We start from the raw sequence: 23,514 nt of genomic DNA, 5'->3' as shown, positions 1-23,514 counted from the left end.
AACGGTTCAGCGCTTGTCCAGGCGGCGCGCGATGCGTCCGCCGCCGAACTGGATCAGCTGCACCATGGCGATCAGGATCGCGACCGTGATCACCATGACGTCGGTCTCGAAGCGGTAGTAGCCGTAGCGGATGGCCAGGTCGCCGATGCCGCCGCCGCCCACCACGCCGGCCACCGCCGAATACGACAGGAAGCTGATGGCCAACACGGTCAGCGCCAGCACCAGGCCGGACCGAGCCTCCAGCAGCAGCACCCGGGTGACGATCTGCAGGCGCGTGGCGCCCATCGCTTCGGCGGCCTCGATCACGCCGCGCGGCACTTCGTGCAGCTGCTGTTCGACCAGGCGCGCGAAATAGGGGATGGCGGCGCAGGACAGCGGCACGCTGGCGGCCAGCGGGCCGATCGAGGTGCCGGCAACGATGCGCGTGAACGGCACCAGGGCCACCATCAGGATGATGAAGGGGAAGGAGCGCACGGTGTTCACCAGCCATCCCAGCACTTTCCCGATGCTGCGGCCACGACCTGGTTCGCCCGAGCCGTTGAGGAACAGGATCACGCCGAGCGGACCGCCCAGCAGCACTGCGGCCGAGAGGCCGATGCCGAGCATGAGCAGGGTTTCGCCGAAGGCGCGCCACAGCTCGGGCGCGACGAGCAGGAATTTTTCAAGCATGCAGCTCTCCTGGCGGAAGGCCGGCATGGACTTCGGCGGCATGGGCTTCGGCGGCGTGGTAGACCAGTTCGCGGCCGAGCGAGGTCTTGCGCGGCGCACTGTGGTCGCGCAGGTCGAACAGTTCGGCGATGCGGCCATCTTCGACCACGGCGGCGCGCTGGCACAGGCTGCCCAGCGCCTGCAGCTCGTGGCTGACGATGACGATCGTCACGCCCAGGCGCGCGTTGATGTCGCGCAGCGTATCGAGCACGCTGCGCGTGGTGTCCGGGTCGAGCGCCGACGTCGGCTCGTCGCACAGCAGCACCGTGGGGTAACTGGCCAGGGCGCGTGCGATCGCCACCCGCTGCTTCTGGCCGCCCGATAGACGCGCCGGATAGCTGCCGGCCTTGCCCTGCAATCCGACCAGCTCCAGGCATTCGGCCACGCGCGCCTTCAGGCGCGGCGCGTTCATCGCGCCGTGGATGCGCAGCGGGAAGGCCACGTTCTCGAACACGGTGGCGTTGGCGAGCAGGTTGAAGTGCTGGTAGATCATGCCGATGCGGCGCCGTGCCTCGCGCAGCTCACGCGCGCCGAGGGCGGTCAGCTCCTGGCCGGCAACCGTGATGCTGCCGCTGTCGGGCTTTTCCAGCAGGTTCATCAGGCGCAGCAGGGTCGACTTGCCGGCGCCGCTGCGGCCGACCAGGCCGAAGATCTCGCCCGGCAGGACGTCGAGCGAGATTTCGCGCACGGCGTCGAAGCGGCCGCCTTCCGGCAGCGGGAAAGCCTTGCTGGCGCGCTCGACGCGGATGACTGGGACGGAAGCTGTCATGTCGGTCAGGAATAGGGCGTTGGATCGGGCACGCGGCCGCTGAGCGCGTAGCGCCCGAGGTCGCGCAGCTTGTAGTCGACCGGGTCGTGCAGGGTGTGCACGCGCGCGTTGCGCCAGAAGCGGTCGAAGCCGAAGCGGCTTGACGTGGCGCGCGCGCCGAGCAGTTCGAACATCTGGTTGCTGATCTCGATCGCGGCGCGGTGCGCCAGCACCTTGGCTTCGGCCACGGCGATCGCGACGACGCCGCGTTCGCGCGCCGTCACGGCGTCGCCCTTGCCGATGGCGGCGTCGAGCTGGCGCGCGGCCTCGTCGGCCAGCAGCGCGGCCGGACGCACGGTCAGCCACAGCTGGCCGTAGCGGTGCTGGGTGAAGGGGTCGTCGATCGCATCGTCCACGCCGGAGGCGAACCAGGGGCGCGCCTGCTCGAGCGTGTAATCGCGCGCGGCATCGAAGGCGCCCTGGGCGATGCCCAGGTACAGATTGGCCATGACCAGCTGGGCGACCTGGGAGCGCAGGGTGGAGCGGGCGGTCGGCGCCTGGCCGGGGGCCTGCAGCACCAGCGCGGTCGGCAGGTAGACCTTCTCGAAGTGGACGTTGCCGCTGTCGGTCTGGCGCTGGCCGAAGGCGTCCCAGTCGGCTTCCACGTGCACGCCGGCCTGCTCGGTCGGCACCACGGCGATCAGGGCGGCGTCGGCTTCACTGTCCCAAGCCGACACCGTCAACCAGTCGGAACCCACCGAGCCCGACGCAAAACTCTTCACGCCGTCCAGGATATAGCCGGCCGGCGAGGCGACGGCGCGGGTGCGTTTGTCGAGCGGGTTCAGGGCGTTCCCCCAGAACAGCTTCTGGCGCACGGTGGCGGTGAGCAGGCTGCGCTGCTGCAGCTCGGTGCCGTAGAGCTGGACGCCGGCCAGCTGCAGGTGATGGAAGCCGAACAGGTGGGCCAGCGCGCTGTCGGCCTTGGCCAGGATGCGCACGGCCGCCATCACGGTGGCCCAGTCGGCGCCCTGGCCGCCGAATTCAACGGGGATCGACAGCGTGAGCAGGCCTGAATCGCGGATCAGTTCGCGCTCGTGCTTCGGGTGGCCGCCGGCGCGGTCGCGTTCGACGGCGGTGGCGGCCAGGCGCTCGGCCAAGTCGGCGGCGATGGCCAGCGGGCCGGATCTGGCCGCGGTAGCGTGGTCGTCTTGTGGACGCAATTGCTGCAGGATGGAAGACATGGGGCTGTGTGCCGGTATTGGGTGAGCTGCCATCTTGCATCGCTAGCCGGCGCCGCGTGAACGAAGAAATCCGGCCATGAATATGCGCGAAAAGTTAAAACGGCAAACGCATATCGATGAGCGAAACGATTCGTTGGGTCGATCGTGCGCGCGGCGTACGCTGTGGCGATCGTTGTCAGAACTGGAACTCACCATGAGCGTCATCTTGCTGGGCGGTAGCCCGTCGTCGCAGTCGTCCTGCAGCCGCCTGTTGCAGCACGTCGGAGAAAAACTCGCCGTCCACGGCTGGCGCACGACGCGCCTCGAGGTGCGCGAACTGCCCGGTCCCGCCCTGCTGCGCATGGATGCGCATGACCCGGAGCTGGCGCGCGCGCTGGCGCTGGTGGCCCAGGCCGACGCGCTGGTGGTGGCCACGCCGATCTACAAGGCGGCCTACACCGGCATGCTCAAGTTGTTCCTCGACCTGTTGCCGCAGGACGGCCTGCGCGGCAAGGTCGTGTTGCCGCTCGCGGCCGGCGGCAGCCAGTCGCACCTGCTGGCGCTCGACTATGCGCTGCGCCCGGTACTGGCCTCGATGTCGGCGCGCGCCATCCTGTCCAGCATCTATGCCACGTCCGAGCAGATCGCCTGGGACAGCGAGCGCGGCACGCGCCTGGCGGGCCCGATCGCCGGTCGTGTCGCCGAGGGTATTGAACAGCTGGACGCCGAACTCCAGGCGCGCGCGCAGACCGCCGCCGCTGCATGAATCACCGAGGACTTACCGTGTCGACTCCCAACATCTTCTGGTTCATCCCCACCCACGGCGACAGCCGCTATCTCGGCACCACCAAGGGCGCGCGCCCGGTCAACGCCGATTACCTGAAGCAGGTCGCGGTCGCCGCTGATACCCTCGGCTACGACGGCGTGCTGCTGCCGACCGGGCGCTCTTGCGAGGACGCCTGGATCGTTGCCTCGTCGCTGATCAACGCCACCACCAGGCTGAAATTCCTGGTCGCGATCCGTCCCGGTCTGTCGACGCCCGGGCTGGCGGTGCGCATGGCCTCCACCTTCGACCGCCTGTCGAACGGGCGCCTGCTGATCAACGTCGTCACCGGCGGCGACCAGGGCGAGCTCGAAGCCGACGGCCTGTATGCCGATCACACCAAGCGCTACGAGATCTCGCGCGAATTCTTCAAGGTCTGGCGCGCCAGCATGGCGGGAGAAGGAGGCGCGGCGGGCTATGACTTCGAGGGCAAGCACATCCAGGTCAAGGGCGCCAAGACCCTGTATCCGGCCGTGCAGAAACCGTACCCGCCGCTGTACTTCGGCGGTTCGTCCGAGCCGGCCCACGAACTGGCCGCCGAGCAGATGGACGTCTACCTGACCTGGGGCGAACCGCCGGCGGCGGTGGCCGAGAAGCTGGCCGACATCCGCGCGCGGGCCGCGAAGCACGGCCGCACGCTCAAATTCGGCATCCGCCTGCACGTGATCGTGCGCGAGACCAATGAAGAAGCCTGGCGCGCGGCCGACGAGTTGATCAGCCACCTGGACGACGACACCATTGCAAAGGCCCAGGCCGCGTTCGCGAAGATGGATTCGGTCGGCCAGCGCCGCATGGCGGCCCTGCATGGCGGGCGGCGCGACCAGCTCGAAGTCTCGCCCAATCTGTGGGCCGGCGTGGGCCTGGTGCGCGGCGGGGCGGGGACGGCGCTGGTGGGCGACCCCGAGACGGTGGCGGCGCGCATGCGCGAGTACGCGGATCTCGGCATCGAGACCTTCATCCTGTCGGGCTATCCGCACCTGGAAGAATCGTACCGCTTCGCCGAACTGGTGTTCCCGCTGCTGGGGAAAGGAACGGAGCAGGGGGAGCAGTCGATCACCGGCCCGTTCGGCGAGATGATGGCGAGCGACATCCTGCCCAGGAAGGCTGCCTGAAAGGTAGCCTGAAGGTTGGCCTGACCCCGCGCCGTCAGCGCGCTTTGCTATGATGGCGCGATGACTATCCTGCTGGTTCCAGGCTACATGCTTGATGAGACGCTGTGGGACGACATGCGCGACCGGCTGGCCCCCTTCGGCCCGCTGGCGCATGCCGACCTGCGTCATGATTCCACCCTCGAGGACCTGGCGCGCCGCGCATTGGCCGAGGCGCCGCCGTCCTTCATCCTGATCGGCTTCTCGATGGGCGGCTATGTCGCGCGCGAGATGGTGCGCCAGGCGCCCGGACGCGTGCGCGCGCTGGTGCAGATCGCCACTTCGACCCGGCCCGATTCCGACGCCGTGCGCCAGGGCAAGCGCACGGTGGCGCGAGCGGCGCCGTCCGTCTCGTTCGCGGGGCTGAGCCGCACCGCCATCGCCAGCTCGCTGCATCCGCGCGAGGTGGACAACGAGGCGCTGATCGAGCGCGTGCGCACGATGGGCGTGCGGCTGGGCGGCGTGGCGTTTCGCAACCAGTCGATGGTCGAGCGGCCGGGCGACCTGCATCTGCTGGGCGAGATCCGCTGTCCGACCCTGGTGGTCGCGGCGGGGCACGACCGCCTGCGCAGCCTGGAAGAAGCGCAGGAGCTGCATGCGGGCATCGCGGGGGCGCAGTTCGCGCTGGTCGAGGACAGCGGACACATGATTCCGCTGGAGGCGCCGCAAGCATTGTGCGACGTGATCGTGCCGTGGTTGGAAGCGCTGCCGCCCCTACGTTGTCGCGAACCTTGAACACCAGCCATCCAGGCCGCGGATCGCCTCTTCCTTGAGCTTGGCCTCGATCTCGATGTACGGCGCGGCGAGGTAGGACGAGGGCATCGTCGCGATCAGGTCGGAATGCTGGCGGTCGTTGAAGCCTTCGCGGCCGTTCGAGATATGCACCAGCTGTTGGGCCGGGTCGGGCCAGGTGGCGCGCGCCTTGCTCACCATCTCGGCCACGCTCGGATGCTCGTAGCTGTCCAGCTTTTCGTGGACGATGTGGTGGTGGGCGTCGAACACCATCGGCACGCCGGCGCGCACGCACACGGCGTGGATCTCGTCGGCGCTGTAGGCGTATTCATCATTCTCCAGGCCGATGCGGCAGCGGATCGCGTCCGGCAGTTCGGCAATGCGCGCGACCAGCTTGTCTTCGCGGTCGGCCTTGCCGCCATGGATTTCCAGCAGCGCCCAGGGCGAACGCGGCTGGTCCAGCAAATCCATGATGTCGGCGTGCATCTGCAAGATCTTGACGCTGTTGGCCACGACGTCTTCCGAGTCCGAACTGAGCACCACGAACTGGTCGGGATGCATCACCAGGCGGATGCCGCGCTCGATCGCGCGCCGGCCCGAGCGGCCGAGGGTTTCCTTGAACTGTTGCAGGACGTCCAGCCCGAACGGCGTATCCGAGAACGGGAAGATCGACGAGGGCATGCGGTAGAGGGCGATGCCTTCGCGCTCGCAGTAACGCAGCGCATTGTCCAGGGTCTGGATATTGTCGCGATAAATGTCTTCCAGCAAGCGGCGTTGGCCATCTTCCGAATGCTCGAGCAGGCGCTTGCGCGTGAGCGCGCGGTAGCGCACGTCCTTGGAAACGGTGATGCAGACGAGGCCGAGTCGTGGTTGCGGGGCGGACTGGAGCATGTGGAAAGGGCGGCGCAGCGAGACGCGCACGGGAGGTTGATGTTGAGGGGAAGTCTATCTGAAGCAGCTTGTGGGGGCGGCACGGCTCGGCGCGCAATCCGGGTCGAAGGCGGGGCAGGCATGGGCCGGCCCGGTGGCTGCGGCGCTTAACGCGATGCGCCGAACACCTGGGTCCAGTAGATGACGCCGGTCTGCCGCTCGGGCGTGACGCCATAGGCGGCGCCCATCTCGGTGAAAGCGCGGTTCATGATGTTGGCGCAATGTCCGGGGCTGTCGAGCCAGCCTTCGACGGCTTCGCGCGGCGAACGCTGGCCAAAGGCAATGTTTTCACCCACCCGGCGCCAGCTGTAGCCGGCGCGCAGGGCGCGCTCGGCGGCCTGGCTGCCATCCCTGCCGCGGTGGCTGAAGTAGCGTCCCGTGGCCATGTCGCGGCTATGGGCCAGTGCGGCGTCGCCCAGCGCGGGGTTCCAGCTCAGGGGCGGCGCCGCCGGGAACGCTTGCTTGCCGCAGGAACGGGCACTGGCGCGCGCAGCATTGACTTCATCCAGGATCGCGTGCCCGGCTTCGCGCCAGTCGGGATAGGTGGCCGAGGGCAGCGGCGGCGCCGGTTGTGCCAGCACGACGGTCCAGGTCACACCCTCGCGATAGCTGCCGACCGCCGAGAAACGATCGCTCAGCAGTACCTTGCAGTATTTTTGCGCCAGCACGGTCATGGCGGCCTGCGCATCCTCGGGGCCGGTGACGTAGACCGCCTGTGCCTGCGCGGCGGCGTAACCGGCGCGTTCGAGTGCGGATTCGATGAAGGTGCCGGCGCCGATGCGTACCTGGGCCAGGGCCGGTTGCGGATCGAGCGCGTTAGCCGGCGCGGCGGGATGGCCGTCGCAGGCGCCGGGATCGGCGCGGTAGGCGTTGACCAGCGCCGCCAGCGGATCGCCACCGTTGGCGGGAGCGGAGGCGGAAACAGAGGCTGAAGCAAATGAGGCGGCGGCCTGTGCGGCAGGCGGCGCCGGCAAGAGCGCGGCCACGGCGATCCAGGTCGGAAGGGCAAGGCGGAATGCGAGGAAGGGCATCGGACCGGACATCGAACTCTTCAAGGACGGCACGGCAGCCGGCGAGGCCGGTGCATGGCTAAGGATATTGCCTGGGCGGCAAGGATTTGGATGGCGCAAACGCCGGCCGGATCTCGGCGTCGTTTGCGACTCCTGCTGCTGTTGAAGATGGGGACGGCTGCCTGGATTTCCAGGCTTGCCGGGCCGTTCGGGGCTGTGGCGGGAATGACCGGATGGCGCTTCCGGACTTATTATTGCCCGGGCTGCTGCAACTGGGTTTGCGGGGTGCGCACCAGCCTGGACACATCCAGTCCCTGGGCCGTGAGGCGTGTGAGCAGGGCGTCGTAGTCGGCCGGTTCGACCTGCGGTGTGCGCGACAGGATCCACAGGTATTCGCGCTTGGGTTCGCTCACCGCGGACAATTGGTATTTCTCGTCGAGGTCGATGACCCAGTAATCTCCCCACACCATCGGGATGAAGGACAGGATCGCCGGCGCGAAACGCACCTTGAGCTTGGGCGAGGTGGCGCCGCCGAGCTGGCGCGCCACGCCGTCGGCCACGTCGAACTTGCCCTCGGCGGTGCGGCAGCGATTGACGACTTGCACCCGTCCATCCTCGCCCAGGGTGTAGGTGGCGGTGGTGTCACCGACGCATTTTTTCTGGAAATCGTTGGGGAGTTTTGCGATCTCGTACCAGACGCCCATATAGCGCGGCACCACGAGCGATTCGATCGGCTGCAACGGCCGGGCGCTGTCCGCTGCCAGCGCCGGAACGGCGCACAGGGCGGACAGGACCAGGGCGGCGCACGACGCGAAGAACGAAGGCTTGGCGTTCATCGGAACCTCTTGTAAATATTCGGGCTCCTAGCATAAGTGACAATGGGATTGCTGTGTCGCATGATTTACATCCGCGCCGCATGACAGCGGCATGCCCAGCGCCATGGTGGATCCAGCATGCGCCATGGGTGAGGACGACCGACAGGAAGCCGTCGTTGCCGCCGACATCCGGCGCGGGCGCGCGACGCTCGGCAAGGCTTGACCAGGCCGCGCAAGCGGGCATGCCAAAGGTCTAGAGTGCGGACAGTGCCGGCCCGTCCGGCTTGCCAAGCCAGGTGGTCGCGAACTGCTTTTGCACGGCCGCGAGCGCGGTTTCGTCGCCACGCTTGCGGTACACCTCCATCAGCCCGCGCAATGCCCAGCCATTGCTTGGGGTGCGTGCCAGCGAGTCGCGGAAGACCTTTTCGGCGGCGTCCGGCTGTCCGCTGCGCAGGAGCGCCACGCCGAGCGACTGGCGCACCGGGTAATACCAGTAGGGCGGCTCCATATAGGGCAACGAATCCTGCACCGCGATCGCACTGCGGTAGGCGTTGACCGCACGCGGCAGGTCGCCGCGCGCATCGGCGATCCTGGCCTGGGCCACCGAGCGGGCGGTCTGGACGATCTCGCGGCCGGGAATGTTCCAGTCGTTCACCGCCTTGAAGTCGCCGTTCTTCTCGATCTTGTCGAGGGCGGCGACTTCGCGTGCGGCCGCCTCGAAGTCGCCCTTGCGCGCATGGCCGACGGCGCGCGCGTAATGCCACATCGCCTGCACGAGCACGAACTGGGGTCCCGGGTCGGGCAGCGCGAGCAGGGTGTCCGCATCGCTGAACTGGACATGGGCGAAGTAAGGCGCCGACTTGACCGGCTGCAGCGCGCCGATGGCTGTCAGGAGCTCGGGCGTGATCACCTTGTCGAGCTTGCCCGCGGCTTCGAGCGCCGTGCGACCGTCGCCACCCATCAGGGCCGATACCATCACGAAGTGGATATTGTGCGGGTAGTAGGCGCCGCGGTAGACGGGGTCGCTGGCCGCGTCGGCGAAGTAGCGTTCGTCGGTGGCGACCGCCAGGACATTCGCGCGCAGCGCGTCGCGGTACATGCCCAGCCGGTAATAGATGTGCGAGGGCATGTGCACGATATGGCCGGCGCCGGGAATCTGGCTTGCCAGCACGCGCGCGGCGGGCAGGGCTTTCTCGGGCCGGGCCGAGGCTTCCATCGCGTGGATGTAGTAGTGGGCGGCCCCGGCATGCGTCGGGTTGCGCGCCAATACTTTCTCGAGCGCGGCGACCAGCTCGGCCGTGCGGTTCTTGGGCCGGGCGCCGCCGGCCGCCCAGTAGTCCCAGGGCGATAGGTCCATCAGCGATTCGGCGAACAGCACCTGGATGGTGTCGTGGGTCGGGAAGTCGCGCGCCGCCTCGGCCATGGCATCGGCATAGGCCTTGTCGAGCGCGGCGCGGTCGGCGCCGGCGTCAAGGCTGTAGCGGCGCGCCACGGCGCGGATCACGGCCTGCTCTTCGGGGCGGGTGCGCGGCGCCAGGCGGCTCGCCTCGGCCGCGGCGGCCACCGCCGGCGCCACGGCCTCGGGGAACATGGGGGCGTTGATGTTCGGGCCCAGCACCAGCGCCTCGCTCCAGTAGCACATGGCGCAGTCCGGGTCGGCGTCTTGCGCGGCGCGGAAGGCGCGCGCCGCTTCGGCATGGTTGAAGGCGAAGGTCAGGCGGATGCCCTGGTCGAAATAGGCCTGGGCGCGCTTGCTGGCGGTGGTGATCGGCACGTGCAGCTTGCCCAGGTTGTCGTACAGGGGCGGCGGCGCGGCCTTGCCCGGCTTGTCCGCGGGCTTGGCGCCCGGCCTGGCCGGCGCCTGCTGGCCCGGCGCGAAGGGGCGGGTTTCTGCCTGGGCCTGGGCCTGGGTCTGGGCCTGCACCAGGTGGGCCAGCAGGGGCGGCGCACCGGCGCGCGCCGGCGCGCAGGTGGCGCCGGCGGCCCCGGCGAACAGCGGGTCGAAACCGGTATTGGCCGTGCCGCGGCCCGACCAGAGCGACGGCATGGCGGCGAGCGCCACTGCGCCGATGACGGCGATGGCAAGGATGACGATTGCGACGGCAATGCCACGCGGAACAAGGCGCGGTTTCATGATGGGAATCCTCCGAGGCGGCGCCGTGTCTGCGGTGCCTGGCTTGTTCTTGGAGTCGCAGCGGCGGGCTGATTTCCCACCTCAGGATTGAGAAGGCGCAAGGTATAGCGTCGAACCATGGGTGGCGCGGCCAGTCATATCGAAAACCTGCCAGCTCAAGGAGATGGATCATGACTCAGCCAGTCCAACCCTCGCCGTCGCCCCAAGCGGGTCCGGGCGCCGCCGGTCCCGACCTGGCCGCGATCAAGCAGCGCCAGCAGGCCACCTGGGCCAGCGGCGACTTCGCCGTCGTCGGCGTCACGCTGCAGATCGTCGGCGAACTGCTGGCCGAGGCCACCGACGTGCGCGCCGGCGAGCGCGTGCTCGACGTCGCCGCCGGCAATGGCAACGCCACGCTGGCCGCGGCGCGCCGCTTCGCCCGCGTCACGTCCACCGACTACGTGCCGGCGCTACTCGAGAAGGGGCGGGCGCGCGCCGCCGCCGAAGGCCTGGCGATCGACTTTCGCGAAGCGGACGCCGAGGCGCTGCCGTTCCCGGACGCCAGTTTTGACGTGGCCTTGTCCACCTTTGGCGTGATGTTCGCGCCCGACCAGGCGCGCGCCGCCGCCGAGATCCGGCGCGTGGTGCGGCCCGGCGGACGCATCGGCATGGCGAACTGGACGCCCGAGGGCTTCATCGGCCAGCTGTTCAAGGCGGTCGGCAAGCACATCGCGCCGCCGCCCGGGCTGGCGTCGCCGCTACTGTGGGGAAATGAAGACCATGTGCGCCAGCTGTTCGGCGCCGACGCGCTCCAGGCGCGCATCACGCGCAGGATGTTCAACTTCCGCTACGCGTCGCCCACGCACTGGGTGCATGTGTTCCGCGATTACTACGGACCGCTGAACCGGGCGTTCGCCGCCCTTGCGCCGTCCGCCGCCGACGCGCTCGAGCAAGACCTGCTGGCCCTGATCGACCGTTTCAACACGGCCGGGCCGGATTCGATGGTGGCGCCGGCCGAATACCTCGAGATCGTGCTGACCCGCGAAGCGGCGGGTTCGCTGCACTAGGCGCCGGGCGTGCTTACACCTTGCGCACGAATTCCGTCTTGAGGCTCATGGCGCCGAAGCCGTCGATCTTGCAGTCGATGTCGTGGTCGGCATCGACCAGGCGGATATTCTTGACCTTGGTGCCTTGCTTGATCACGCCGCCCGAACCCTTCGGCTTGAGGTCCTTGATCACGGTGACGGTGTCGCCATCCTGGAGGATATTGCCTGAAGCATCTTTGTAGACGCGCACGCTCTCGGCCGCCGCGGCGGCCGCCTGGACCGGCCACTCATGGGCGCATTCCGGGCACACATATTGGCCGCCGCCATCTTCATAGGTATAGGCGGATTGGCATTGGGGGCAGGCAGGAAGGGTGTGCATGTGAACCTTGAAAAATCAACGCTGGCCCGGGAGGGCCGCAATAGGGAGGCTGGTCGGACGCCGCCGGACCGGCTGCGCGCCATCGGACAAGGCGCGGCATGGCCGCAGCGTATCGCATGCGGTAGCCGCGCGGGGCGGCTCCGATATCACTCCGGCGCCGACAACCATCAGTCAGCACGCATGATACCAGAAGGAAACACGCAGGTTGCCCCTTGCGCCACCCGCCTGAGCGCTTCCGGGCGCTTTCCCGGCAGGGTGCTTTCCCGGCAGGACACGATCCTCGGCCATGGCGATCGCAGGCGAAAAAAAACGCCAACCGGTGAAGGTTGGCGTTTTTTCGCTATTCTTGGTGGCCCGGGGCGGAATCGAACCACCGACACAAGGATTTTCAATCCTCTGCTCTACCAACTGAGCTACCAGGCCAAGAGAGGCATGATTATAGCCAGCGATTTTCAGTTGCGCAAGTGCTCTCGAACGCTTTATCTGTGTCAGGCGGCAGATTGGTCCCGGCGCCGCCGTCCAGGCATGGCGACGCCGGCGAGGTGCGGGGTTGGCATATCGCTATAATGAGCACCATGACCACGCCCACGACCTCCACCACCCGGACCGATGTTTGCATCGTCGGCAATGGCGCCATCGCCAAGACCACCGCCCTCGGCTTTGCCCAGGCCGGGCATCGCGTGACCCTGCTGTCTCCGCCCGCGCGTCCCGGGGCCGAGGCGTCATCAATGGCCTCGGCCGCGGAACGTCCATGGGACGTGCGTGTCTATGCGCTCAACCATACGGCCCACGACCTGCTGGCTTCGCTCAAGGTCTGGGGCGCCCTCGACCTGGCGCGGGTCGCCGCGGTCGACGCCATGGACGTGCATGGCGATGGCGACAACGGCGGCAACCTCGGTTTCGACGCCTTCGGGGCCCGGGTCGGCACCCTGGCCTGGATCGTCGAAGACCATAACCTGAACGGGGCGCTGGATGCCGCGCTCAAGTTCGCCCACAACGTGCAGCGCATCGAAGGCCGGGCCTGCGAGCTCACCTGCAGCGACGAGGGCGCCGCGCTGCGCCTGGAAGACGGCCGCCGCATCGAATGCGCGCTGCTGGTCGGGGCCGACGGCCGCGAATCCTGGGTCCGCGGGCAGTGCGACATCGGCGTCGACTACCGCATGTACCACCAGCGCGCCATCGTCACCAACTTCGCCTGCGACAAGCCGCACCATGGCGTGGCCCATCAGTGGTTCACCTGCGCCGACGGCATCATCGCCTTGCTGCCGCTGCCGGGCAACCGCGTCTCGCTGGTGTGGTCGGCGCCCGAGACCCTGGCCGACACCCTGATGGACGAGTCGCTGGGCGAACTGGCGATCCGGCTCGGCGAGTACGCCGACGACAAGCTGGGCGCCCTGCGTCCGCTGCAACCCGAGGCCGTGGCGGCGGTGCCGCTGGCGCTGGTCAAGCCGCATGCGATCGTGGCGCCGCGCGTGGCGCTGGTGGGCGACGCCGCCCACGCCGTGCACCCGCTGGCCGGGCATGGCATGAACCTGGGGTTCGGCGACGTGGTCGACCTGCTCGCCGCCGTGCGCGAGCGCGAGGAGCGGCGCGCCATCGGCGACGAACGGGTGCTGGCGCGCTATGCCCGCAAGCGCAAGGAAGACGTGGTCATGATGCAACTGGCGACCGATGGCCTGGAGCGCCTGTTCGGGGCCAATCTGGAGCCGGTACGCGTCATGCGCAATCTTGGACTCAACTTGCTTGATAAAATGCCTGCTTTGAAGCGGCGCCTGATGGCGCATGCGATGGGCAAGTCATCAATCTGAGGAACCAAGCATGGTCAAAATGAAGCTCGCCGTCCTGCTGGCGACGGCGCTGCTCGCATCGTGCGTCGATGCGCAGAACACGGTCGAGGCAAACATCAAGAAGGCGCTCGAACCGCACCTGGGCGGCGCCAAGATCGAGTCGGTCAAGGAGACCCCGTATGGCGGCCTGTACGAGGTACGGGTCGCGGGCGACATCCTGTATACCGACAAGAAGGGCGAGTTCCTCGTGATCGGCCAGGTGTATGACGTCAAGAGTTCGCGCAACCTGACGCGCGAACGCATCGACGACATCAACAAGATCAAGTTCAGCGACCTGCCGCTCGAGATGGCGCTCAAGCAGGTCAAGGGCAACGGCAAGCGCGTGATCGCGGTGTTCGAGGACCCGAACTGCGGCTACTGCAAGCGCCTGCGCCAGACGACGCTCGCCGAGATCGACAACGTCACCATCTACACCTTCATGTACAACATCCTGTCCCAGGATTCGTTCACGAAGTCGAAGAACATCTGGTGCGCGCCGAACCGCAACAAGGCCTGGGATGACTGGATGATCAACGGCAAGGTGCCGCCGGCGGCGCCGGCGGCCTGCGAATCGCCGAACGACAAGGTGCTGGCGCTCGGCCAGAAGCTGCGCATCACCGGCACGCCGGCCATCTTCTTCAGCGACGGCACCCGCATCCCGGGCGCGATCGACCTGAAGTCGCTCGAAGCCAAGTTCGATTCGCTGGAAGCGAAGCCGGCGAAATAAGGCAGCCGCCGGCCATGGTTGTCGTCCAGGAGCGTTCATGCTGACCTTGAACATCAACGGCAGAGACCTGCAAGTCGACGCCGACCCCGCCACGCCCGTGCTGTGGGCGCTGCGCGACAACCTGAACCTGACCGGCACCAAGTTCGGCTGCGGCGCGGCCCTGTGCGGCGCCTGCACCGTGCACCTGGACGGCGCCCCGATCCGCGCCTGCATCACCCCGATCGCGGCGGTCGCGGGCCAGGCGATCACCACCATCGAAGCGATGCAGGACGATCCGGTCGGCAAGGCGGTCCAGGACGCCTGGGTGCGCCACGACGTGCCGCAATGCGGCTACTGCCAGAGCGGCCAGGTGATGAGCGCCGTCGCGCTGCTGCGCGCCAACCGGCGTCCGCTGGACGCCGACATCGACAACGCCATGAGCGGCAATCTGTGCCGCTGCGGCACCTATCAGCGGATCCGCGCGGCGATCAAGGATGCCGCCGCGGCATTGGAGGCGTGAAGCCATGGCGCTGACCGGCATCCTGCTGGCCGCGGGACGGGGCCGCCGCTTCGACCCGGCCGGCCAGCGCAACAAGCTGCTGCAGCGCCTGCCCGGCGGCGAACTGGTGGTCGCCGCCAGCGCGCGCACGCTGCTGGCCGTGTTCCCGCGCGTGGTGGCGGTGGTGCCGCCGGATGACGGCGGCGTGGGGGACGTGTTGCGCCAGCTCGGCTGCGAGGTGACGGTGTGCCCGGATGCCGACGGCGGCATGGGCCTGTCGCTGGCGCATGCGATCCGTCATTCCCTCGATGCTCCCGGCCAGGGCTGGCTGGTGGCGCTGGGCGACATGCCCTTTGTCGCCCCATCCACCCTGCAGGCGCTGGCCGCCGCGATCGAGGAGGGCGCCGCCATCGCCGCGCCCCTGTTCGGGGGGCGGCGCGGCAATCCGGTCGCCTTCGGCGCCCGGCACCGCGACGACCTGCTGGCGCTGGACGGCGACCAGGGCGCGCGGCGCCTGCTTGCCGGCAGCCCGGTCGCCGCGATCGACGTGCTTGATTCCGGCATCCTGCGCGACATCGACTCCCCCTCCGACCTGCCGGCCTAGCCCGCGCGCCGCCCATCCGCCTCGCATGGCGCGCGTTTGGCTGCGCCCGATGGATTACACTATGTCCATTCGGCGCGTCCCGAGAGACCATTCAAGAAGATCATGAAAAAGCCATCGCAGAAAAAGCAGAACGCCATTCACTACACCATCGTTCCCAAGGACCTGGCCGGTCACCTGTTCAACGTCACCGTCACGGTCGCCAATCCCGATCCCGACGGCCAGACGTTCGCGCTGCCGGCCTGGATCCCGGGCAGCTACATGATCCGCGAATTCGCGCGCAATATCGTGCGCATCCGCGCCGACAGCGGCGGCCAGCCGCTCGCGCTCACCAAGCTCGATAAACACTCCTGGCGCGCCGCGCCCACCACCGGCCCCCTGACCCTGCACTACGAGGTGTATGCCTGGGACCTGTCGGTGCGCGCCGCCCATCTCGACCAGACCCACGGCTTCTTCAACGGCACCAGCGTGTTCCTGCGCGTGCTCGGACAGGAGTCGCTGGTCCACCAGGTCGACATCCAGCGCCCCGCCGATCCGGCCGCCAAGGCCTGGCGCGTGGCCACCGCGATGCCCGAAGCAGGCGCCAAGCGCTACGGCTTCGGCGTTTACGCCTGCGCCAACTACGACGAACTGATCGACCATCCGGTCGAGATGGGCGACTTCGAGCTGGCCACCTTCAAGGCCCATGGCATCCCGCACGACATCGTGATCACCGGCCGCGTGCCCAACCTCGACATGGCGCGCCTGCAGGCCGACCTGAAGGCGATCTGCGAGACCCAGATCGCGTTCTTCGAGCCGAAGACGAAGCGCGCGCCGCTCGAGCGCTACGTGTTCATGACCATGGCCGTGGGCGATGGCTACGGCGGCCTCGAACACCGCGCCTCGACCGCCCTGATCTGCGCGCGCGCCGACTTGCCGAGCCTGGCCACGCCGAAGGCGGCCGAGCCGGGCGAAGGCTATCTGCGCTTCCTGGGCCTGTGCAGTCACGAGTATTTCCACACCTGGAATGTCAAGCGCATCAAGCCGGCCGCCTTCGCCCCTTACGACCTGCAGGCCGAGAACTACACGCCGCTCCTGTGGCTGTTCGAAGGCTTCACCAGCTACTACGACGACCTGATGCTGGTGCGCGCCGGGATCATCGGCGAAGCCACGTATTTCAAGCTGCAGGCCAAGACCATCGGCGGCGTGCTGCGCGGCAGCGGGCGCCTCAAGCAGAGCGTGGCCGATTCGAGCTTCGACGCCTGGAGCAAGTACTACCGCCAGGACGAGAATTCGCCGAACGCGATCATCAGCTACTACACCAAGGGTTCGCTGATCGCGCTGGCCTTCGACCTGACCATCCGCGCCAAGACCGGCGGCGCGAAATCGCTGGACGACATCATGCTGGCGCTGTGGGAGCGCTATGGGCGCGACTTCTACAACGGCGCCGGCCGCGGGGTGACGGAACAGGAAGTCGAAGCGCTGTTCGACGAGATAAGCGGCCTCAAACTCAAGAACATGTTCGAGCGCTACGTGCGCGGGACCGAAGACCTGCCGCTGGCCAAGCTGTACGCGCCGCTGGGCGTGAAGCTGGTCGACGAGCGCAAGGGCGGCAAGGCCTCGCTGGACGCCGGCATCGGCCGCGATCCGCTCGGCGCCAAGCTCACCCAGGTGCACGAGGGCGGCGCCGCGCACCAGGCCGGCCTGTCGGCGCTGGACGTCGTGATCGCGATCGACGGCCTGCGCGTGAACGGCGCCGCCCCCAACGTCGACGCGCTGCTGGCGCGCTACCGCGTCGGCGACCGCGTCACCGTGCACGCCTTCCGCCGCGACGAGCTGATGGCCTTCGACGTCACCCTGCAGGGCGACCGCGTGCCGGGCGTCAGCCTGGCCCAGGCCGTGGCCGGGCGCAAGTCGGCGGCGGTCAAGCGGCCGAGCGCAGTGTAATGGACAAGAATCCCCACAACGATAAGCATCCCATGACCTTTACTCGATTTGCCATGTCAGCTGCGGCAGCAGCCGTTTTCACGTCCTTGGCACTGTCCGCGAACCTCGCCCAGGCCCAGCAGGCCGCGCCACTCAAGAACGACGTCGTCGCCAAGGTCGACGCCATGTATCCGTGGCTCGACGGAATTTACAAAGACCTGCACGCGCATCCCGAGATCGCCTTCCAGGAAGTGCGCACCGCCGGCAAGCTGGCGGCCGAGATGCGCAAGCTCGGCTTCACCGTCACCGAGAAGGTCGGCAAGACCGGCATCGTCGCGGTGCTCAAGAATGGCGCCGGCCCGACGGTCCTGGTGCGCACCGACATGGACGGCCTGCCGATGGAAGAGCGCACCGGCCTGCCGTACGCGAGCCGCGCCCGCGCCACCAGCGAAGGCCGCGACACCTTCGTGATGCACAGCTGCGGCCACGACGTCCACATGGCCAGCTGGCTGGGCACGGCGCGCACCCTGGTCGAACTGAAATCGCAGTGGAAGGGCACCCTGGTCTTCATCGGCCAGCCGGCCGAGGAAATCGTCGCCGGCGCCAAGGCCATGCTGGACGACGGCCTGTTCAAGCGCTTCCCGAAGCCGGACTACGCCTTCGCCCTGCATTCGTGGCCGCTGGCCCATGGCACCGTGGGCTTCAACGACGGCCCGGTGTCGTCCAACTCGGACTGGCTCGAGATCACCTTCAAGGGCCGCGGCGGCCACGGCTCGGCGCCCGACAAGACCATCGACCCGGTGGCGATTGCGGCGCGTTTCGTGGTCGACGTCCAGACCGTGGTCAGCCGCGAGAAGGATCCGAAGGAATTCGGCGTGGTGACGGTCGGTTCGATCCAGGGCGGCACGGTCGGCAACATCATCCCGGACAGCGTGCAGGTGCGCGGCACCATCCGCTCGTACAGTCCGGCTGTGCGCGCCAAGCTGCTCGAAGGCGTGCGCCGCGTGGCCGAGGGTTCGGCCGCGATGGCCGGCGCGCCGAAGCCCGACATGCTGATCGGCGGCGGCGGCCAGGCCATCGTCAACAGCACCGAGCTGGTGAACAAGACCGAGGTGGTGTTCAAGGAAGCCTTCGGCGCGGACAAGGCCAAGCGCATGCCGGCCATGACCGCCAGCGAAGACTTTTCGCTGTACGCCAACGAAGGCGTGCCGTCGATGTTCTTCTTCACCGGCGTCTACGACCCGAAGGTGGTGGCCGAGGCGGAGCGCGAGGGCGGCAAGCCGATCGCCTTCAACCACTCGCCGTTCTACGCGCCGGTGCCGGAACCGTCGATCAAGACCGGCGCCCAGGCGATGACCCTGGCCGTGCTGAACGTGCTCGGAAAATAAACAGCCAAGCCATGTGAAAACGGCCGGTCGCTTGCGCGCCGGCCGTTTTTATTTCTGGATCAGGACTTGAGGCAGTCGGCGCAGCGCCCGTATAGCGTCAGCTCGTGGCTTTCGACGCTGAAGCCCTTCGGCGCCATGTGCTCGATGTCGCCGGGGCAGGCGTGCACGTCGAACACACGCTGGCAGACGGTGCACTGGAAATGGTGGTGGTGGTGTTCGGCGGCGCTGGTCGATTCGTAGCGCGCGCCTTCGCCCGGCAGGGTGACGACCTTGAGCGCGCCGTCGTCCACCAGCGACTTCAGGTTGCGGTACACGGTCGCCATGCCCAGCTGGCTGACCTGGCGGCTGGCTTCATCCAGGATCTCTTGCGGCGACAGCGGGCGCTGCGCATGCTCGATCGCATGCAGGATGGCGGTTTTTTGACGTGTATTACGTTGCATGGGGCGAAGGATACCTCAAAGCGCATACCTTGATCAAAAGGCGGGACCAAAAAGCGGTTGAATGCTTAATGATAATGCCTTATCATTTCATTGTTAATGATAACGAATTATCGTTATCGGCCTCATCTTTATCTGCCGCTCCATTTCTTTCGAGGAAACACCATGTCCCATTTCACTTGCAAGCGCACACCGCTGACCCTGGCGCTGATGCTGGCCTTCGGCGCGCCCCTGGCCGTCCATGCCCAGACGACCAGCCGCACGGCGTCGGATCCGGACAGCGTGCCGACCGTGGTCGTGTCCGCCAGCGCCCTCGGCGTGGTGGACGACGACATGATCACCCCGGTGACCTCGCTCGGCGGCGGTGAACTGGTGCGCGCCCGCGAGTCGACCCTGGGCGAGACCCTGGCCCACCAGCCCGGCATCACCTCGAGCCACTTCGGCGCCGGCGCCAGCCGTCCGGTGATCCGCGGCATGGACGGTCCGCGCGTGAAGATCCTGTCCGACGGCGCCGAGATCCAGGACGCCTCGACCATCAGCCCCGACCACGCCGTCGCTTTTGAGCCTGTCCTGGCCGAGCGCATCGAAGTGCTGCGCGGCCCGTCGGCCCTGGCCTACGGCGGCGGCGCGGTGGGCGGCGTGGTGAACATCCTCGACCGCAAGATTCCGACCGCGATGCCCGAGAAGGGCCTGGAAGGCAGTGCCGAAGTGCGCGCCAATTCGGCGGCGCGCGAAAAGACCGGCGCCTTCGAATTCACGACCGCCGCCGGCAGCAACCTGGCCCTGCACCTGGAAGGCGTCAAGCGCGACGCCGACGATTACCGCGTCGGCAAGGACTGGAGCGAAGGCCGCCACGTCCTGGGCAGCTACAAGGAGACCGAGACCGGCACCGTCGGCCTGTCGTGGATCGGCAAGAACGGCTATCTCGGCGCCGCCTTCACCAAGGAACGCACCGAATACGGCATCCCGGGCCACAACCATGAGTTCGAGGGCTGCCACCCGCATGGCTCGCACCTTCACTGCGGCGGCCACGAAGAAGAAGAGGGCCACGACCATGACGAACACGGCGAGGAAGGCCACGACCACGAGCATGAGCACGAGCACGGCGTGCCGGTCGTGAAACTCGACAGCGAGCGCTGGGACGTCCGCGGCGAGTACCGCAACCCGGTGGCCGGCATCGAGCGCGTGCGCATGCGCGCCTCGTTGACCGACTACGTCCACGACGAGCTGGAAGAGAACGTCGTCTCGACCTCGTTCCGCAACAAGGGCCACGACGTCCGCCTGGAGGCGGTGCACGCGCCGCTGGCCGGCTGGCGCGGCGTGTTCGGCCTGCAGACCACGCGCCGCGACTTCTCGGCCGTCGGCGAGGAAGCCTATGTGCCGCCGACCCTCACCAAGAAGCACGCCGCCTTCCTGACCGAGGAATACAAGCTCGATAACTGGCGCTTCGAGGCCGGCCTGCGCCACGAATGGCAGGACATCGAGGTCGATGCGCCCGATCTGCGCGACACCGACGCGCGCGGCACCTCGGCCTCGGTCGGCGCCGTGTGGAAGCTGGCGCCGCAATACTCGCTGCGCGCCTCGCTGTCGCGCAGCCACCGCCTGCCGACCGCCGAAGAACTGTATGCCGACGGCGTGCACCTGGCCACCGCCACCTATGAAATCGGCAACCAGGACCTGGAAAAGGAAACCTCGAACAACGTCGACCTCACCCTGCGCAAGTTCGAAGGCGACACCACCTTCTCGGTGAGCGCCTTCCATAACCGCGTCGACAACTACATCTACGCGCACACGCTGGACAACCACGAAGGCTTCCAGCTGGTGGAATACGCCCAGCGCGACGCCACCTTCACCGGCCTGGAAGGCGAGATCCGCCAGAAGCTGACTCCATCTATCAGCGCGACCGTGTTCGGCGACTACGTGCGCGCCCGTTTCGACGAGGGCGAGGGCAGCCGCAACCTGCCGCGCATCCCGGCCTCGCGCCTGGGCGTCAAGTTCGACGGCGACTGGAATCAGTGGCATGGCATGGTCGAGTTCTACCGCGTCGGCAAGCAGGACAAGCTGGCCGAGTACGAGACCGAGACCGCCGGCTACAATATGCTCAACGTCGGCGCCCACTACGCGACCCGCATTGGCGGCGTGCCGACCCAGTTCTATGCGCGCCTGAACAACCTGACCGACGAACTGGCCTACAGCCACACCTCGTTCATCAAGAACGCGGCGCCGCTCACCGGGCGTAACCTGACTGCGGGCATTCGCGTCATCTTCTGACGCATCGCGTCAAGACATACCGGCCGGCGCAGGGCGAGGTTCGCCCTGCGCCGGTTTTTTTGCCGCGCGCAATTGCTGCGCTGCGTTGAATCCTTAACGATAATGAGTTATCATTAGATTTCGCTTATGGTGCATCACTGCCACCACGGCGCATTTCGACGACCAAGGATTCCCATGACTGACTTCACCGGCAAGCGCACGCCGCTCGCACTGGCTTGCGTACTGGCCCTTGGCGGCCCGCTGGCCGCCACCGCCCACGCGCAATCGACCGCCGCCCCGGCGACCGTCGTCGTGTCCGCCAGCGGGCTGGGCGTGGCCAGCGACGACATGGTCACGCCGGTGACGTCGATCGGCGGCAATGAGCTGGTGCGCACCCGCCAGCCGACCCTGGGCGAAACCTTGTCCGCCATGCCGGGCATTACCTCGAGCCACTTCGGCGCCGGCGCCAGCCGTCCGATCATCCGCGGCATGGACGGCCCGCGCGTGAAGATCCTGTCCGACGGTTCCGAGATCCAGGATGCGTCCACCATCAGCCCCGACCACGCCGTCGCTTTTGAACCTGTCCTGGCCGAGCGCATCGAAGTGCTGCGCGGCCCGTCGGCCCTGGCCTATGGCGGCGGCGCCGTCGGCGGCGTGGTGAACATCATCGACCGCAAGGTGCCGACCGCGATGCCGGCGAACGGCCTGGAAGGCAGCCTTGAGGTGCGCGCCAATTCGGCGGCGCGCGAAAAGACCGGCGCGGTCGAATTGACCACCGCCGCGGGCAGCAACGTCGCCCTGCACGTGGAAGGCGTCAAGCGCGATGCCGACGACTACCGCGTCGGCAAGGACTGGGAAGGCGGACGCCGCGTCCCGGGCAGCTACAAGGAAACCGAGACCGGCACCGTCGGCCTGTCCTGGGTCGGCAAGGACGGCTACCTGGGCGCCGCCTTCACCAAGGAGCGCGGCAAGTATGGCCTGCCGGGCCACGGCTTCGAGAACGAGGCGGGCGAGATCGAGGCGCCGGTGGTGGACCTCGATAGCGAACGCTGGGACGTGCGCGGCGAATACCGCAATCCGGTCGCAGGCGTCGAGCGCGTGCGGCTGCGCGCCTCGTTCACCGACTACATCCACGACGAGGTCGAGGGCAGCGCGGTCGCCACCACCTTCAAGAACAAGGGCCACGACGGCCGCCTGGAATTCGTGCATGCGCCGGTCAAGGGCTGGCACGGCGTGTTCGGCCTGCAGACCACGCGCCGCGATTTCTCGGCCATCGGCGCCGAGGCCTATGTGCCGCCGACCCTGACGAAGAAGCATGCGGCCTTCCTGACCGAGGAATACAAGCTGGGCAATGTGCGTTTCGAGGCCGCCGTGCGCCACGAATGGCAGGACGTCGAAGCCGAGGTGGACAAGCCCGACAGCCACACGCGCGGCACCTCGCTGTCGGTCGGCGCGGTCTGGAAATTCGCGCCGGAATACTCGCTGGGCACCTCGCTGTCGCACACGCACCGCCTGCCGACCGCCGAGGAATTGTTCGCGGACGGGCCGCACCTGGCGACCAACACCTACGAGATCGGCAACCCGAACCTGGTCAAGGAAACGTCGAACAACCTCGACCTCACCCTGCGCAAGTTCGCCGGCCGCACGACCTTTTCGCTCAGTGCTTTCCACAACCGCATCGGCGACTACATCTATTCGCAGACGCGCGGCGAGTTCGAAGGCCTGCAACTGATCAACTACGCCCAGCGTGACGCCACCTTCACCGGCCTGGAAGGCGAAGTCGCGCACAACCTGTCGTCGGTGTGGAAGACCACCCTGTTCGGCGACTATGTGCGCGCCCGCTTCGACGAAGGCCCGGGCAGCCGCGACATCCCGCGCACCCCGGCGCACCGCATCGGCGTCAAGCTCGAAGGCGACTGGGGCGCCTGGAACGGCCTGGCCGAGCTGGTCCGCGTGGGCAAGCAGGACAGGATCGCCGATTTCGAGACCGAGACGCCCGGCTACACCACGCTGAATCTCAGCACGCACTACTCGACCCGCATCGGCAACCTGCCGGCGCAGCTGTACCTGCGCCTGAACAATGTGACCGATCGCCTGGCCTATAGCCACACCTCGTTCATCAAGGACTATGCACCGCTGACCGGTCGTAACCTGACGGCCGGCCTGCGCGTGCTGTTCTGACCGGACCCAATCCACCGGCGCCGCGGACGCTTCTGGCGGCGCCGGTTTT

21 protein-coding genes and 1 tRNA gene are annotated in these 23,514 nt (G+C 67.7%); 12 read left to right on the top strand and 10 right to left on the bottom strand.

Annotation, left to right across the window (positions count from 1 at the left end):
• Positions 1–6: 6 nt before the first annotated feature.
• Genes HMPREF9710_RS26135 through HMPREF9710_RS26125 form a run of 3 tightly spaced genes read right to left on the bottom strand, consistent with a single transcriptional unit; the run spans position 7 to position 2,697 of the window.
• On the bottom strand, positions 7–669 hold the full coding sequence (locus HMPREF9710_RS26135; RefSeq protein WP_005671517.1) for a methionine ABC transporter permease: 663 nt from the start codon (positions 667–669) through the stop codon (positions 7–9).
• On the bottom strand, positions 662–1,477 hold the full coding sequence (locus HMPREF9710_RS26130) for a methionine ABC transporter ATP-binding protein (RefSeq protein WP_005671515.1): 816 nt from the start codon (positions 1,475–1,477) through the stop codon (positions 662–664). Before HMPREF9710_RS26130 ends, HMPREF9710_RS26135 begins: the two co-directional genes overlap by 8 nt.
• 5 nt (positions 1,478–1,482) lie before the next feature.
• Complete coding sequence (locus HMPREF9710_RS26125) at positions 1,483–2,697, bottom strand: acyl-CoA dehydrogenase family protein (protein WP_005671513.1); 1,215 nt, start codon at positions 2,695–2,697, stop codon at positions 1,483–1,485.
• Between the two features lie 193 nt (positions 2,698–2,890).
• Here HMPREF9710_RS26125 and ssuE point away from each other — a divergent pair, with 193 nt between their 5' ends.
• The 3 genes from ssuE to HMPREF9710_RS26110 are packed head-to-tail and all read left to right on the top strand — an operon-like array spanning position 2,891 to position 5,382.
• Positions 2,891–3,442 carry an NADPH-dependent FMN reductase gene (gene ssuE, locus HMPREF9710_RS26120; protein ID WP_005671511.1) on the top strand — a complete coding sequence of 184 codons (552 nt, stop codon included), beginning with the start codon at positions 2,891–2,893 and terminating at the stop codon, positions 3,440–3,442.
• A gap of 17 nt (positions 3,443–3,459) precedes the next feature.
• Positions 3,460–4,611 (top strand): FMNH2-dependent alkanesulfonate monooxygenase, encoded by a 1,152-nt coding sequence (gene ssuD / locus HMPREF9710_RS26115; RefSeq protein WP_005671509.1) that lies wholly within the window; start codon positions 3,460–3,462, stop codon positions 4,609–4,611.
• Positions 4,612–4,671: 60 nt separating this feature from the next.
• Positions 4,672–5,382, top strand: a complete 711-nt coding sequence (locus tag HMPREF9710_RS26110) for an alpha/beta fold hydrolase (RefSeq protein ID WP_040778559.1) — start codon at positions 4,672–4,674, stop codon at positions 5,380–5,382.
• Here the strand turns inward: HMPREF9710_RS26110 and uvsE are convergent.
• From uvsE to HMPREF9710_RS26090, 4 genes are all read right to left on the bottom strand, one after another.
• Positions 5,362–6,270 (bottom strand): UV DNA damage repair endonuclease UvsE, encoded by a 909-nt coding sequence (gene uvsE / locus HMPREF9710_RS26105; protein WP_005671506.1) that lies wholly within the window; start codon positions 6,268–6,270, stop codon positions 5,362–5,364. The genes HMPREF9710_RS26110 and uvsE overlap by 21 nt on opposite strands.
• A gap of 146 nt (positions 6,271–6,416) precedes the next feature.
• On the bottom strand, positions 6,417–7,352 hold the full coding sequence (locus HMPREF9710_RS26100) for a CAP domain-containing protein (RefSeq protein WP_229409941.1): 936 nt from the start codon (positions 7,350–7,352) through the stop codon (positions 6,417–6,419).
• A 218-nt stretch (positions 7,353–7,570) separates the two neighbouring features.
• Positions 7,571–8,155 (bottom strand): lipocalin family protein, encoded by a 585-nt coding sequence (locus HMPREF9710_RS26095; protein ID WP_005671502.1) that lies wholly within the window; start codon positions 8,153–8,155, stop codon positions 7,571–7,573.
• A gap of 232 nt (positions 8,156–8,387) precedes the next feature.
• The gene (locus HMPREF9710_RS26090; RefSeq protein ID WP_005671500.1) at positions 8,388–10,268 is read right to left on the bottom strand and encodes a tetratricopeptide repeat protein; all 1,881 of its coding nucleotides are present in this window, start codon (positions 10,266–10,268) and stop codon (positions 8,388–8,390) included.
• 170 nt (positions 10,269–10,438) lie between these two features.
• Here HMPREF9710_RS26090 and HMPREF9710_RS26085 point away from each other — a divergent pair, with 170 nt between their 5' ends.
• Complete coding sequence (locus HMPREF9710_RS26085) at positions 10,439–11,314, top strand: class I SAM-dependent methyltransferase (protein ID WP_005671498.1); 876 nt, start codon at positions 10,439–10,441, stop codon at positions 11,312–11,314.
• 13 nt (positions 11,315–11,327) lie between these two features.
• On the opposite strand, the gene HMPREF9710_RS26080 is transcribed toward HMPREF9710_RS26085, so the two are convergent.
• Positions 11,328–11,672: a zinc ribbon domain-containing protein YjdM gene (locus HMPREF9710_RS26080; protein ID WP_005671495.1), complete on the bottom strand. Its 345-nt coding sequence runs from the start codon at positions 11,670–11,672 to the stop codon at positions 11,328–11,330.
• Positions 11,673–12,019: 347 nt separating this feature from the next.
• Positions 12,020–12,095, bottom strand: a tRNA-Phe gene (locus HMPREF9710_RS26075).
• Between the two features lie 152 nt (positions 12,096–12,247).
• Here HMPREF9710_RS26075 and HMPREF9710_RS26070 point away from each other — a divergent pair.
• The 6 genes from HMPREF9710_RS26070 (at position 12,248) to HMPREF9710_RS26045 (ending at position 18,597) form a co-directional block, all read left to right on the top strand.
• The gene (locus HMPREF9710_RS26070; protein WP_040778557.1) at positions 12,248–13,480 is read left to right on the top strand and encodes an FAD-dependent monooxygenase; all 1,233 of its coding nucleotides are present in this window, start codon (positions 12,248–12,250) and stop codon (positions 13,478–13,480) included.
• Positions 13,481–13,490: 10 nt separating this feature from the next.
• Positions 13,491–14,225, top strand: coding sequence for a DsbC family protein (locus tag HMPREF9710_RS26065; RefSeq protein WP_005671491.1), 735 nt, complete (start codon positions 13,491–13,493; stop codon positions 14,223–14,225).
• A gap of 37 nt (positions 14,226–14,262) precedes the next feature.
• The gene (locus tag HMPREF9710_RS26060; RefSeq protein WP_005671489.1) at positions 14,263–14,724 is read left to right on the top strand and encodes a (2Fe-2S)-binding protein; all 462 of its coding nucleotides are present in this window, start codon (positions 14,263–14,265) and stop codon (positions 14,722–14,724) included.
• Between the two features lie 4 nt (positions 14,725–14,728).
• Positions 14,729–15,307 (top strand): nucleotidyltransferase family protein, encoded by a 579-nt coding sequence (locus HMPREF9710_RS26055; protein ID WP_005671487.1) that lies wholly within the window; start codon positions 14,729–14,731, stop codon positions 15,305–15,307.
• Between the two features lie 102 nt (positions 15,308–15,409).
• The gene (locus HMPREF9710_RS26050) at positions 15,410–17,230 is read left to right on the top strand and encodes a M61 family metallopeptidase (protein WP_005671486.1); all 1,821 of its coding nucleotides are present in this window, start codon (positions 15,410–15,412) and stop codon (positions 17,228–17,230) included.
• The gene (locus HMPREF9710_RS26045) at positions 17,230–18,597 is read left to right on the top strand and encodes an amidohydrolase (protein WP_005671484.1); all 1,368 of its coding nucleotides are present in this window, start codon (positions 17,230–17,232) and stop codon (positions 18,595–18,597) included. The genes HMPREF9710_RS26050 and HMPREF9710_RS26045 overlap by 1 nt, the downstream gene beginning before the upstream one ends.
• A 59-nt stretch (positions 18,598–18,656) precedes the next feature.
• Here the strand turns inward: HMPREF9710_RS26045 and HMPREF9710_RS26040 are convergent, their stop codons facing one another.
• Positions 18,657–19,037 (bottom strand): Fur family transcriptional regulator, encoded by a 381-nt coding sequence (locus HMPREF9710_RS26040; protein WP_005671481.1) that lies wholly within the window; start codon positions 19,035–19,037, stop codon positions 18,657–18,659.
• A gap of 162 nt (positions 19,038–19,199) precedes the next feature.
• Between HMPREF9710_RS26040 and HMPREF9710_RS26035 the strand changes: the two genes are divergently transcribed.
• The gene (locus HMPREF9710_RS26035; protein WP_005671479.1) at positions 19,200–21,305 is read left to right on the top strand and encodes a TonB-dependent receptor domain-containing protein; all 2,106 of its coding nucleotides are present in this window, start codon (positions 19,200–19,202) and stop codon (positions 21,303–21,305) included.
• Between the two features lie 174 nt (positions 21,306–21,479).
• Positions 21,480–23,465, top strand: coding sequence for a TonB-dependent receptor (locus HMPREF9710_RS26030; RefSeq protein ID WP_005671477.1), 1,986 nt, complete (start codon positions 21,480–21,482; stop codon positions 23,463–23,465).
• The last annotated feature ends 49 nt before the right edge of the window (positions 23,466–23,514 follow it).

Origin of the sequence: Massilia timonae CCUG 45783 (genome assembly GCF_000315425.1) — a bacterium.
Classification (GTDB): domain Bacteria; phylum Pseudomonadota; class Gammaproteobacteria; order Burkholderiales; family Burkholderiaceae_D; genus Telluria; species Telluria timonae.
The sequence above is the reverse complement of the archived record's forward strand: the minus strand, read 5'-3'. Positions and strand labels throughout refer to the sequence as shown.